This is a genomic window from Streptococcus sp. A11, assembly GCF_043674225.1.
Taxonomy (GTDB): domain Bacteria; phylum Bacillota; class Bacilli; order Lactobacillales; family Streptococcaceae; genus Streptococcus; species Streptococcus suis_V.
Genome location: NZ_JBIMJS010000018.1, coordinates 35,679 through 48,557, shown reverse-complemented (window position 1 = coordinate 48,557; position 12,879 = coordinate 35,679). Strand labels below are relative to the sequence as shown.

Genomic DNA, 12,879 nt, shown 5'->3' with positions numbered 1-12,879 from the left:
AGAACAGACAGCTGAACCAGTTGAAACAGCTGTTTTTTGGCTAGGTTGGGGTGGCTAACTTCATTATAGAACTTTCGGAAGGATGTGCTCGGTTTTGGGACAAATCATGAAAACGTATTATTTTTCTTTTCAAGGTAAATCCCAACCTTTCTCTCGGGTTTGTGTTATACTGGATAAGTTGCAAGTCTGATACTGGTTAGTTCGCTGCCAGTGGAAATAATTGTTACAAAAAAGTGAGATAAGGTAGCTTCGCACTGCCTTTTAGAAAAGAGAATACATTGAAATTTACTGAATTAAATCTATCAGAAGACATTTTGCTTGCCGTTGAGAAGGCTGGTTTTGAAACGCCGTCACCAATTCAGGAGCAGACTATTCCGCTTGCTTTGGAAGGCAAGGATGTGATTGGTCAGGCCCAGACGGGGACAGGGAAAACCGCAGCTTTTGGTCTGCCAACCCTCAATAAGATTGACATTGACAATCAAGCTGTCCAAGCCTTGATTATTGCCCCAACGCGTGAGTTGGCGGTACAAAGCCAGGAAGAACTCTTCAAATTTGGTCGTGAAAAGGGTGTAAAAGTTCGCTCTGTTTACGGTGGTTCTAGCATTGAAAAACAAATCAAGGCTCTTCGTTCAGGTGCCCACATCGTAGTTGGTACACCTGGTCGTCTCTTGGACTTGATAAAACGCAAGGCTCTCAAGCTTGATGGTGTTGAAACCCTTATTCTTGATGAAGCGGATGAAATGCTTAACATGGGCTTCTTGGATGATATCGAAGCGATCATCGAACGTGTGCCAGTAAGTCGCCAGACCCTTCTATTTTCTGCGACCATGCCTGAGCCAATCAAGCGTATCGGTGTCAAGTTCATGAAAGAGCCTGAGCACGTTAAGATTGCGGCCAAGGAATTGACCAACGTCAACGTGGATCAATACTATATCCGTGTCAAAGAAAATGAGAAATTTGACACTATGACACGCCTCATGGATGTTGACCAGCCAGAATTGTCTATCGTCTTCGGTCGTACCAAACGCCGTGTCGATGAATTGACTCGTGGACTCAAACTGCGTGGCTTCCGTGCAGAAGGGATTCACGGAGATTTAGATCAAAATAAACGCCTGCGTGTTATCCGCGATTTCAAGGGAGATCAAATTGATGTTCTCGTTGCGACAGACGTTGCAGCGCGTGGATTGGATATCTCAGGTGTGACACATGTCTACAACTACGATATTCCACAAGACCCTGAAAGTTACGTACACCGTATCGGTCGTACAGGTCGTGCTGGCCAGTCTGGTCAATCGATCACCTTTGTTTCGCCAAATGAAATGGGTTACTTGGCTATCATCGAAGAGTTGACCAAGAAGCGTATGAAGGGGCTCAAGCCTGCGACCGCTGAAGAGGCTTTTGAAGCCAAGAAGAAAGTTGCTTTGAAAAAGATTGAGCGTGACTTCGCAGACGAGACCATTCGTGGAAACTTTGATAAGTTTAAGAAAGACGCAGTTAAGTTGGCGGCCGAATTTACCCCTGAAGAGCTTGCTCTATACGTACTCAGCCTGACCGTACAAGATCCAGATAGCTTGCCAGAAGTGGAAATCGCGCGTGAAAAACCATTGCCATTCAAGTTTGCACCCGGTCAAGCTAAGGGTAAAGGTGGACGTGGAGGTCGCGACCGTGATCGCGGTGGTCGTCGTGATGGTGACCGCAATCGAGATCGTGGAGGACGCCGTGGAGACCGCAACCGTCGCGATGACAAGTTCAAACGTGATAACCGCCGTCAAGACAACAAAAAACCACACCAACGCACCTCAAGTGAAAAGCAAACAGGCTTCGTAATTCGCAATAAGGGTGAGAGATAAAGTTGAAACTGCTTCCTAATTGGAGCAGTTTTTGTTATACTAGAAGTAGTAAAACAGGAGGGTTGACCATGGGCATTTTGACAATGGATAAAGCCTTTGTATTCTAAAAAACAATACAAAGGAGAAAGACATGATTACTTACAAACAAAATCCTCAACTCGACTTTCAAGCAGTCATTGAAATCTATGATTCAGTTGGTTGGACAAATTATACTGACCGGCCTACCATGTTACAGAAGGCCTTGGAACATAGTCTGCTCGTTCTTGCGGCCTTTGACGGTGACCGTCTAGTGGGTCTCTTGCGAGCAGTTGGTGACGGGCAATCAATCGTTTTTATTCAGGACATCTTGGTTCTGCCAACCTATCAACGACAAGGGATTGGGCGTCATCTTTTGGAACAGGTCATTGCCTATTTCCCAGGTATTTATCAGCTTCATCTCTTGACGGACAATACTGAGAAAACACGGTCTTTTTATGAGGAACTTGGCTTTACAGCTGTTGAAAGATTGGACTGTGTTGCTTATACTTATGTAAAATTAAGAACAATTTAGAAATGGAGAGGCTGGTCGACCAGCCTCTTGCTTTGAGCAGATAATTTGAATTTCAAATCAAAAAGAGTAGAATATAATTATCAATAGTTAGTAACACGGAGAAAAACAATGGCAAGTCTATTAATCGTAAAAGCCCACTTACTTGATGCCCAAAAATCCTACGCCTTACGAGCCTTGGAAGAGTTTCAAACTCGTTACGCCAGTTTGCACCCAGAAGATCAGATAGAAGTAGTGGATGTTTTTGAAGACCAGATTCCAGCCTTGGACAAATCCTTGTTAGCGGCTATGGGAGCAGCTAAAAAAGGCGAGAATATTAGTCCTGAACAAGCAAAGCAATTGGACCGTTACAATGCCTTGACCCAGCAATTTCTTGCAGCTGATAAGATTGTCGTCGTCAATCCTCTCTGGAATCTCAATGTGCCAAGTCAGTTGGTATCTTGGGTCAATACCATCAATGTAGCAGGCCTGACCTTTAAGTATGGTTCAGAAGGCTCTATCGGTTTGGTCAAGGACAAAAAGCTCCTGCACATCCAGTCCAATGGTGGTGTTTATGCAGGTCAGGATCCAGCTGCCCAGTACATCAAGTCTATCTTTGAATTTTTAGGCTTTGAAGATATTCATCAAGTCTTTATCGAAGGGCAATCGGCTGATCCGAGCCAGGCTCAGGCTATTTTTGAAGAGGCAATGGCTAAAATTGATCGGATTTTAGAAAGATTTTAAACCAAAACCTCGACCTATTTGGGTCGAGGTTTTTTTGTCATTTCTGCGATGTAGTCTAACTTGCTCTGCCGACTGCGTTTCTTAAACAAAGCCTCGGCAGACATGGCTTCCTGCTTGCTGGAAAAGGCTTCTTGGTAGACCAGGCTGACAGGCAAGCGTGCGCGGGTGTACTTGGCCCCTTTCCCACGATTATGGGTAGCAAGCCGCTTCTCCACATCAGTCGTGTAACCAGTATAAAGACTCCCATCAGCACATTCTAAAACATAAAAATAGGCTTTATTTTCCATAATAAATCTCATGAATAGCAGGAGTATAGTCGCCGTTTTCCTCATGGACAACCAGAGGTGGCAGGATATGCAGCCCGTCCACCGAGCCGTCCTTGATTGCCTCAATCAACAACATATTGGCCTCCTTGCTGGCCTTGGGATAGACAAACTGGATGCGTTTGGGAGCTAGTTTGTAGGTTCTCAGCGTGTCCAAAATATCTAAAAATCGGTCGGGTCTGTGGACCATGGCCAAGCGACCATTGGACTTGAGCACCTGTTGGGCCATCTGACAAATGCTGTCTAGGTTGGTTGCAATCTCGTGTCTGGCTAGCAGGTAATGCTCGCTTTCATTGAGGTTTGACTCTTTATCTACCTTGAAGTAGGGAGGATTGCAGAGCATCAAATCAACCTTGGACCGCAGATCATACTGGGGTAGATTTGCCAAGTCATCATTGATAACGGAAAGTTGTTCCTCCAGACCGTTGAGGACAATGGAACGGCGGTTCATATCCGCCAAGCGTTCCTGTAATTCAACCTGAATAATCTGGGCCTTGGTGCGTGTAGAGGCAAAGAGCCCCACCGCCCCATTTCCGCTACAAAGATCAACAATTAGCCCCTTCTGAGCAGGCATTTTTGGAAAGCGAGAGAGGAGGACGCTGTCAATCGAGTAGCTAAAAACCTCCCGATTTTGAATAATCTGAACATCTGTCGAGAAGAGCTGGTCAATCCGCTCTCCGTCTAATAAAACTGGATTGTGCATGAGATTATTATAGCATATCGCAGGCTGTTTAGGTGGGGAAGGAAATACGGAGGTCTAGATTTTTCTTTCAAATGGATTTTTTAAAACAAGTTTGTTTACAATTGTAGTCAAATGTTGTACAATATAATTACAAATGTAGTCGAAGGAGAAATTCTATGAAAAAAATGACCCTGCCTGTTCAAGGAATGACCTGTGCCACCTGTGCCTTGACGGTCGAGAAGGCTGTCGGGAAATTAGTAGGAGTAGAGGAAGCCAGCGTCAATTTGGCAACTGAAAAATTGAGTGTCAGTTTTGATGAAAATGTCTTGAGCCTTAGCGACATTGGTCATGCAGTTGAAAAGGCTGGTTATGGCTTGGTCCGCAACCTTATCACAGAAACCTATGCTATTGAGGGCATGACCTGTGCTTCCTGTGCCATGACGGTAGAAAAGGCGCTAGGGAAACTGGCTGGTATGGAAGAAGTGGCTGTCAATCTGGCAACGGAAAAGGCAACGATGACATATGACAAGGATCGCTTAGATGCAGCTGCGATTCTGTCTGCCGTTGAAAAAGCTGGCTACAAGGCTGTCTTGCCACAAACAAATTCGCTTGTTACAGCTGTCGATAGTAAGGAACAACATCAATCAGATTTGTGGTCCCGTTTTATCTGGTCAACTGTGTTCACCCTGCCCTTACTCTATATCGCCATGGGGCCAATGTTACCGGGTGGTGGTTTACCTTTACCTGTCTTTCTTCATCAACCCTTGACTTTCGCCTTGGTTCAACTATTTCTGACTCTGCCGGTCATGTATATCGGGCGCGCCTTCTACCAAAAAGGTTTTAAGACACTGTTTGCAGGCCATCCCAATATGGACAGCTTGATTGCGGTGGGAACTAGCGCAGCTCTTGTGCAAGGTCTGATTATGACGGTTCTGATTGCGAGAGGCCAAGCGGATCTGTCGCATGGGCACCCCGAGCTCTATTTCGAGTCTGCCGCTGTGATTTTAACCTTGATTACCCTTGGGAAACACATGGAGGCCCTGTCCAAAGGATGGACGTCCGATGCCATCAAGAAATTGATGAACCTAGCTCCTAAGACAGCCAGACTAATCCGCGACGGGCAAGAAATCACCCTTCCCTTGGAACAAGTCCAAGTTGGGGATGTCTTGCAGGTCCGTCCGGGTGAACAAATTCCAGTTGACGGAAAAGTTCTCCAAGGTCAATCGACCGTGGATGAGTCTATGCTGACGGGAGAAAGTTTGCCGGTCAAAAAAGCAGTCGGTGATAGCGTAGTGGGTGCCACACTCAATCAGCATGGTGCCTTTCAAATGCAAGCGACCAAGGTTGGAGCAGATACGACTCTGGCACAAATTATTCGGCTGGTTGAAGAGGCACAGGGTTCTAAAGCGCCCATTGCCCAGCTGGCTGACCGTGTTTCAGCGGTTTTTGTGCCGATTGTTATGGTCCTGGCCCTCCTATCTGGGTTAGCATGGTGGACCTTGGGGCAAGAGCCTTGGATTTTCTCTCTTTCCATCACTATTTCAGTGCTGGTCATTGCCTGTCCTTGTGCTCTGGGGCTTGCGACACCGACGGCTATTATGGTCGGGACTGGTAAGGGGGCGGAAAATGGTCTCCTCTTCAAGTCTGGTCAAGCCGTTGAGGTCCTTCAAAAGGTCGACACCATCGTTTTTGACAAGACGGGAACCATTACCCAAGGCAAACCTCAAGTGACGGACATGACAGTTTTCAGTTCTGCCACTGAGGAAGAAGTTCTCCAGCTGGCAGCAAGTGCGGAGCAATACTCTGAGCATCCGCTGGCTCAAGCCCTGCTCAAATCCGCAGAGGACGCTGGATTATCTCTTCTCCCTAGTCAGGATTTCCAAGCCCTTTCCGGTCGCGGTTTGTCGGTGAAAATAGCAGAGCAGACTATTTTGTTGGGCAATGAAAAGCTGATGAAGGAGTCTGGGATTGCGCTTGGCTCTGCCATTGCGACAGCAGAAACCTACGCCAACCAAGCCAAGACGCCTGTCTATCTGGCAGCAGACGGACACTTGTTGGTAGTCATTGCCATTGCTGACCAAGTAAAACCATCCAGTCACGCAGCCATCCAGGCTTTGCACCAGATGGGATTGGACGTGGTCATGCTGACAGGAGACAATGAGAAAACAGCTCAGGCCATTGCTGACCAAGTGGGAATTGATACCGTCATCAGCCAAGTCTTGCCAGAGGATAAGGCCAATCAGGTCAAGATCCTACAAGCCCAAGGCAAGCAGGTAGCTATGGTCGGAGACGGCATCAATGATGCTCCTGCCTTGGCCCAAGCCGAGGTTGGTATTGCCATTGGTTCTGGTACTGATGTCGCTATTGAAACGGCAGACCTGGTTCTCATGCACAGTGATTTGATGGATGTTCCTAAGGCTGTTCGACTGAGCCAATTGACCATGAAAACCATCAAGCAAAATCTCTTCTGGGCCTTTGCCTACAATGTCATCGGCATTCCGATTGCCATGGGCCTCCTCCATCTCTTCGGCGGTCCCCTTCTCAATCCAATGCTGGCTGGAGCAGCCATGGCCCTCAGCTCTGTATCTGTCCTGCTCAATGCCCTGCGTTTGCGGACCAGAAAATTGATTTAAGCAAATTTGTGTCAATTTCTACATCTTTAGTCAAATTAGTGGTAATTTTTTCAAAAAACGCTTACAATGGGTATAGCAATCGGAAGGAGATTGAAAAATGACGACATTTATTGGAAAAGAAGTGACCCTAGTAGGTCCACGTTTGCAGGTTGGTGACAAGGCGCCTGACTTTGTCCTCATGGACAATGAACTCAATCTCAAGAGTCTCAAGGACTATGGCAAGAAGACCAAGATTATCAGCGTCGTGCCGTCCATTGATACAGGTATTTGTGATACCCAGACCCGCCGTTTCAATGAAGAGCTGGCTGGAATGGAAGACACAGTGGTTATCACGGTTTCAGTCGACCTGCCATTTGCCCAAAAGCGCTGGTGTGGAAATTCTGGCCTGGAGTCTGCAGTGACCCTGTCCGACTATTATGATCATGCCTTTGGAAAATCCTATGGCCTTCTCATGCAGGAGTGGAACCTCTTGGCGCGTGCGGTCTTTGTCCTCAATGCCGACAATGAAATCACCTACGTAGAATACCTGGACAATGTCAACGAACACCCAGACTATGAAGCGGCTTTAGAGGCTGTCAAATAAAAGAATATAACGGTGTCTGAACAGGCATCGTTTTTTTGTCAGCAAAAAGCCACCATTTTCGAGGTGGCTTATTTTCGCTTGTATGTTTGTAGGACTTTAGCAGTTGCTAATCGGATAAAGGTCAGATAGAAACCTGTCACTCCAACCATTACCAGCAGGAGTTTCTGTAATTGTTCCCTGATAGATATGGTAGAGAGAGTGTTTGTGCCGACTAGTAGAGGATAGTCTTCTTGGAAGGTAAATTGGAACTGCTGTGCCAATAGAAGCAGCATGAACAGGATGAGGGCATAGATAGCAACTTGGAGGAGAAAAGCAAGTAAGGTCAGGCTAGTGGCATATTGACCAGGGGATAGTCCGTTGATAAAGAGGAGGCCACGATGTTTGGAAAGGTCAGTCATGAGGAGCCAGACTATCAAAGAGCAAACGACAAGGGGGATGATGTAGATACTAGCTGGAAGAAATTGTAACAAGGTCAGATAAAAGTCCTTGGGAGCAGTAGGGTAGTGAAAGGTAAGAGTTTGCTCTAGAACTTTTTTATAGACTGTGATACGTTCTGCCAGTTCACTACTCGTAAAATGATTGACTCTATTTCCCTTTGCCTCCCAGTTTTGCAAGGTCTGGTAGAGTTCTAACTCCGTTCCCAAGACCTCTTGACTTTTGCCTTGGATATGTTCCTTTTCTAAGTAGGTGGTCGCCAGTTCCAAGAGTTTTTTATAATAATCCGTGCTTTCATGGTCTAAGGCTTGGGCTTCATTATCATCAGAGTACAAGACCATTTCAGCTTCTTTTTTGACTTGTGTGATACGGGTTCGATCCTCAAAGCGCAGGTTTTCGGCCTCTAGGACATTCCGATAGGACAGGGCAAATGGGATGAGGGCGATAGCGGTTATCAGGGATAGAAAAATAGCATTGCGTTTCAGTCGTAGGATGAAAAGGGACAGTAGCTTCATGGTCAGACCTCCCTATTCAAATAGTTCTTTATAAATCTCTTCGGACTGGTGTTCCTGAAGTGTAATTTCCAGAATTTCCACCTGACAGGTCATGACTTGGTCTAGGTAGAAATGCAGACTATGAACACTGGTATCTAGCTGAATGCTATCATTGGCCAAAGTCAGTCCCTTCATTTGCCCAAGTTTCTGATACACTGTCTGATTGTCACTAGTCTGAATGGCATATTGTCGCCCAACCTGTTCCAGTTTCCACTCAATGATTTTTCCCTGTTTAAGAAAGAGCAGTTGGTCGGTTAGTTGGTCCACCTCGTTTAATTGGTGGGAAGACACGATAATGGTTGAGCCATTCTTGGCTAGTTTCTGGAGCAATTTTCTGGTCTGGATGTAGCTGGTCGGGTCCAAGCCGTTCAAGGGTTCATCCAAGAGCATGACCTGGGGCTTGTTCATAATACCGATTGCCAGCAGGAGATGTTGTTTCATCCCCAGTGAATAATTTTTGACAGGAATGTTCACGTAATCACGGATTCCGATTTCTTGGATGACTTCCTCAATCCGCTCTTTGGGTAACCCTTGGATAGTTTGGACCAATCGCAAGTGTTCCAGTCCAGTCAATTCAGGGTAGAGGACACGGTTGTCCTGCAGGTAGGAAAAGGTTTGGTAGACAGTTGGATTATCGCGCTTCTTGCCGTTTATAGAAATCTCTCCCGAATCAAAGGTTTGCAGGTTGGCAATGCAGTCTAGGAGGGTTGTCTTTCCAGAACCGTTTGGTCCAATCAAGGCCCAGATTCCAGGTTCCACCAGTTCTAGGTTTAGCTGGTCTAGTATTTTCTTTTTTCCGTAGGATTTGCACAAATTGTGAATGGATAATCGCATGGTTAGACCTCACTTTTTCTTGTCAGGAGATAGAATTGCAGGATATAGATGAGCAGGTTACTGATGAGAAGAACCGTAAAGACTTTTGGAATGCTGTATCCTGTTAATTGTTGGTAGATGATAGCACTTCCGTCTGCCAGATTGCCTGCGTTCCAAAGGCTGAATGGATTGAAGATATGGGGATAGAAGTTGGCAGAGATGACAAGTCCTAGTGTGACAACCAGTCCAGCCAGTCCATTTTTTAAGACTCTAGCCGAGGTCTGTGCCAGTCCCAGCAAAAATAGAAGGTAGAGATAGTGCATGCCACAGGCCAGCAAGATGACTTGGTAAATAGGTTTGATAGTTGTGGTGATAAAACTGTAAGCCAGTCCCCTACTGCTATAGGTGGTAACGGGATAGATCCAGCTACTATTGCCATTTAGCAAAAAAGCGATGAGAAAATGGCTCAGATAGAGGGTGAGAAAGAGGGCAGTATATAGTGTTAGGAAGGCTAGGTATTTATTGGTTGTCATTCGAATTCTAGTCAACCCCAGGGTCTGTAAGAGGCGAATCTGTCGGCTGGTTCCCTGCTGGTCTTTGATGAAAAAATTGGTGAAAGCCAGGAGAAAGAGGGGAAGGGTGATGACAAGGCCTAGCTGTTTTTGCCCCTGCCAGATTTCATGACTGGTTCCTTTTAAGGCCTGCTGGCCCAGGCTCTTGACGATTTCTCTATCTGTTGGTGTTTTGGGATTTTCAAAGGCTGTTAGGTAAAGATTGATTGGAAAGGCTGAGGGTATCTCCTTTTCTAGCAGATACTTGGAAATCAAGAAGGTATTTTCGATGGTTTGTGGGGTAAAATCATAGCTTTGGTAGGAAAGGCTGATGTATTGACCATCCTTCTGATAGTGCTGGATATTTTTCTCATAAAAATAGGTCCAGTCCTCCTTCTTGACCGCTTCAATCTCCTTCTGGTGGTTGGCAATATAGTTTGTAAAGAATGTTTTTTCAGCCTGGTAATCCTCTTCACTGAGAGTTTGAGTCTGATACTGTGTTTCTAAATCTTGTATGATATTTTCAAAATTTTGGATAGACTCTTCATAGTGTTGGATGACCTTTAATTTGACCTGGCGATTGTGGTAGCCTGCTAGAAAGGAACTAGACAGGATAGCAATCAACATGACCAAGATAGCGAATAAGTTTTTCTTGCTACGGAAAAATAGCTTTCCTTCAATTTGAAACATAGATACCTCCAAAAGAGAAGAGATTGTAAGGGCGGGCAGGTTTTAATTTTTATCTAGAGATAGTTCCTGAATAGTAGGCTAAGTAATTGCCGTCACTAGTTTTTGATAATCGGTTAAGCGTAAATCGCCAGAATATCTTATCTATATACTATTATATATAATCATCTGAAAATCGTCAATAAAAAATGAAAAATTTAATATAAAAATTACGAAATTCATTTTTAAATAGTGTATAATATTATTAAATAAATTTGGAGTATGTTATGAATAGTATATGCGGTAGTCGTTTTAAGCAACGAAGAAAAGAACTTGGACTGACTCAGAGTGCCTTAGCTAAGGATATTTGTGAGCAGAGTTTGATTAGTAGAATCGAAAATACCAACCTTTCTCCCTCATCGGAAATCCTTTTTCTACTGTCTAATAGGCTGGGTGTGACTATGAATTATTTTTTTGAGGAATTTGTTCAAGAAAGTAGACATAGCATTGGAAAAATACGAACTATTTTCTCCCAACAATTGCTTCTCAGAAATTATGAAATTGTAGAGCAATTGTATGTGAAAGAGGTGAAAAGCAGACACTTATTGAATGAGGAAGATAAGGCCTATTTAGACTATATTTTTACCTTGGTTCAATTTTACCTATACAATGAAAGAGATTTTGCGACAAAAGAGTTTGATAGACTAAGTGCTATTATCGCTCCTCATTACTATTTTTATTTAGATTTTTTGAACAGTTACACTATTTTTTTAGGTGAAGTTGGTGAAGATGACAAATATATGGAGTTGGTCAGCAATGTAAAATCAGAGGTGAATAAGCTTGATTTATCAATCAATACCGACTTTCAAGCCTATATAAAGATTGGTTACAATTATGCTAGATTTCTTCTAAAACGGAAACAGACGAACGTAGCTTTAGATGAAGTGACAGAACTGATTAACCAATTGAATGCTTATAATAGTAGTTTTTTATTGCCAGATTTACTATGTTTGTTGGGGAATATCAGCAAAGGCTTATTGAGAGAAGATGAAGTTTTAGATTTGTATGAGCAGGCACTAGTTTTATACAAGTTACAAGGAAATACAAAGTTATATTTATCATTGAAGAATTTTTTAGTAACAATGGGTAAGGAAATATAGTGAAAAATTAGTTATATCAAAAAGGAGGTATGTATGAAACGGATAGTTAAATTTGTGTGTCTGCTTCTCGCAATCACAATAGTAATCTTTCCTGTAAAGAGGATTGTAACGAGAACTTCTGACGGATTTGATCCTGGGGTCATCAATATTATGAAAAAGTAAGGGACTTGAATATCTTTGTCTAATTTGATATACTGAATTCAATAATTCAAAGGAGGGTCTTTTATGGAAAAGACACAGATTATTCAAGACGTTTTGGCCCTCATTCAAGACTTGAATCAGGCCTTTCAAGCAGATAAGCTGGGGACAGTTGATGAACAACGGTTCCAGCATAATTTGACTGAGACGATACGCCTATTGTCGGAGGCCAAGTCGGTCACCAATTCAGAACTGATTGCGATTGAGAAGTTCTACCGTTCGACTAGCTTTTTGGTTGGACTAGGCGACCTGCGGTTGAGTGAGACTAGCAGGCAGGCTTGGAAGGCTTTTGACCGCTACTACTACCAGACCATCAGAGAAGAATTGAAACTCTATGGTGGCTCTGCTATTGCCCAAGTATAATAGTTGATCAGAGAGGGTGACAATCCCTCTTTTGTGCTATAATAAAGAATAAGAATATAGTTGTTAGAAAGAGAAGAAGCGAGGTGTGCCATGTCCTATATCCAAGTAAAGAATTCGTCAAAATACTACCAAATGGGGGATGCGACCATTGTGGCCAATGACGGTGTGTCCTTTGAAATTGAGCAGGGTGAGCTAGTCATCATTCTCGGCTCGTCTGGTGCGGGTAAGTCCACTCTGCTCAATATATTAGGTGGCATGGACAGCAATGATGAGGGAGAGGTTTGGATTGACGGTGTGGACATCGCCAAGCTGTCCAGTCATGAATTGACCAACTATCGCCGAGATGACGTTGGCTTTGTCTTCCAGTTTTATAATTTAGTCGCCAACCTGTCCGCAAAGGAAAATGTGGAGTTGGCAGCAGAAATCGTCAAGGATGCCTTGGATGCTGAGGAGGTCTTGGAACAGGTCGGACTCGGTCACCGTATCAATAATTTCCCCGCTCAGCTTTCAGGCGGCGAACAACAACGTGTGGCCATTGCCCGTGCCGTTGCAAAAAAGCCTAAAATCCTTCTCTGTGATGAACCGACAGGTGCTTTGGACTACCAAACTGGTAAGCAGGTCTTGCAAATCCTACAAGATATGTCCCGCAAGCAAGGTGCTACGGTGATTATCGTGACCCACAATAGCTCACTGGCTCCCATTGCCGACCGAGTGATTCGAATGCGGGATGCGCGTGTGCATGAGATTGTTCTCAATCCTTATCCCCAGGACATCGCCAGTCTGGAGTACTAGGAGGTG

At 44.4% G+C, this 12,879-nt stretch carries 13 protein-coding genes; 8 read left to right on the top strand and 5 right to left on the bottom strand.

The annotated features are described in order from the left end of the window. Positions 1–278: 278 nt before the first annotated feature. From ACHBIF_RS09755 to ACHBIF_RS09745, 3 genes are all read left to right on the top strand, one after another. On the top strand, positions 279–1,850 hold the full coding sequence (locus ACHBIF_RS09755) for a DEAD/DEAH box helicase (protein WP_394720216.1): 1,572 nt from the start codon (positions 279–281) through the stop codon (positions 1,848–1,850). 130 nt (positions 1,851–1,980) lie between these two features. Further along, positions 1,981–2,400, top strand: coding sequence for a GNAT family N-acetyltransferase (locus ACHBIF_RS09750; protein WP_105123541.1), 420 nt, complete (start codon positions 1,981–1,983; stop codon positions 2,398–2,400). Between the two features lie 108 nt (positions 2,401–2,508). Beyond that, positions 2,509–3,120, top strand: coding sequence for an FMN-dependent NADH-azoreductase (locus ACHBIF_RS09745; protein WP_394720213.1), 612 nt, complete (start codon positions 2,509–2,511; stop codon positions 3,118–3,120). A 14-nt stretch (positions 3,121–3,134) separates the two neighbouring features. Here ACHBIF_RS09745 and ACHBIF_RS09740 read toward each other — a convergent pair whose 3' ends face one another. Then, positions 3,135–3,407, bottom strand: coding sequence for a GIY-YIG nuclease family protein (locus tag ACHBIF_RS09740; protein WP_257117526.1), 273 nt, complete (start codon positions 3,405–3,407; stop codon positions 3,135–3,137). After that, positions 3,397–4,146, bottom strand: a complete 750-nt coding sequence (locus tag ACHBIF_RS09735) for a tRNA1(Val) (adenine(37)-N6)-methyltransferase (protein WP_394720211.1) — start codon at positions 4,144–4,146, stop codon at positions 3,397–3,399. Before ACHBIF_RS09735 ends, ACHBIF_RS09740 begins: the two co-directional genes overlap by 11 nt. Before the next feature lie 155 nt (positions 4,147–4,301). Here ACHBIF_RS09735 and ACHBIF_RS09730 point away from each other — a divergent pair, with 155 nt between their 5' ends. Together ACHBIF_RS09730 and tpx are read left to right on the top strand one after the other, a co-directional pair. Beyond that, complete coding sequence (locus ACHBIF_RS09730; RefSeq protein ID WP_394720209.1) at positions 4,302–6,758, top strand: heavy metal translocating P-type ATPase; 2,457 nt, start codon at positions 4,302–4,304, stop codon at positions 6,756–6,758. Positions 6,759–6,855: 97 nt separating this feature from the next. Then, positions 6,856–7,341 carry a thiol peroxidase gene (gene tpx, locus ACHBIF_RS09725; RefSeq protein WP_172009936.1) on the top strand — a complete coding sequence of 162 codons (486 nt, stop codon included), beginning with the start codon at positions 6,856–6,858 and terminating at the stop codon, positions 7,339–7,341. 68 nt (positions 7,342–7,409) lie between these two features. On the opposite strand, the gene ACHBIF_RS09720 is transcribed toward tpx, so the two are convergent. From ACHBIF_RS09720 to ACHBIF_RS09710, 3 genes are read right to left on the bottom strand one after another with little or no spacing between them, the layout of a single operon-like run. Then, positions 7,410–8,291 carry a hypothetical protein gene (locus tag ACHBIF_RS09720; RefSeq protein WP_394720206.1) on the bottom strand — a complete coding sequence of 294 codons (882 nt, stop codon included), beginning with the start codon at positions 8,289–8,291 and terminating at the stop codon, positions 7,410–7,412. 12 nt (positions 8,292–8,303) lie between these two features. Continuing rightward, the gene (locus tag ACHBIF_RS09715) at positions 8,304–9,164 is read right to left on the bottom strand and encodes an ABC transporter ATP-binding protein (protein ID WP_394720204.1); all 861 of its coding nucleotides are present in this window, start codon (positions 9,162–9,164) and stop codon (positions 8,304–8,306) included. A gap of 2 nt (positions 9,165–9,166) precedes the next feature. Continuing rightward, on the bottom strand, positions 9,167–10,384 hold the full coding sequence (locus ACHBIF_RS09710; RefSeq protein ID WP_394720202.1) for a hypothetical protein: 1,218 nt from the start codon (positions 10,382–10,384) through the stop codon (positions 9,167–9,169). A gap of 263 nt (positions 10,385–10,647) precedes the next feature. Between ACHBIF_RS09710 and ACHBIF_RS09705 the strand changes: the two genes are divergently transcribed. From ACHBIF_RS09705 to ACHBIF_RS09695, 3 genes are all read left to right on the top strand, one after another. After that, entirely contained in the window at positions 10,648–11,520 is an 873-nt protein-coding gene (locus ACHBIF_RS09705) for a helix-turn-helix domain-containing protein (protein WP_105114672.1), read from the top strand. 225 nt (positions 11,521–11,745) lie between these two features. Beyond that, positions 11,746–12,081 (top strand): helicase BlpT, encoded by a 336-nt coding sequence (locus ACHBIF_RS09700; protein WP_394720200.1) that lies wholly within the window; start codon positions 11,746–11,748, stop codon positions 12,079–12,081. Between the two features lie 90 nt (positions 12,082–12,171). Further along, positions 12,172–12,873 (top strand): ABC transporter ATP-binding protein, encoded by a 702-nt coding sequence (locus tag ACHBIF_RS09695; protein ID WP_394720198.1) that lies wholly within the window; start codon positions 12,172–12,174, stop codon positions 12,871–12,873. Positions 12,874–12,879: the final 6 nt, after the last annotated feature.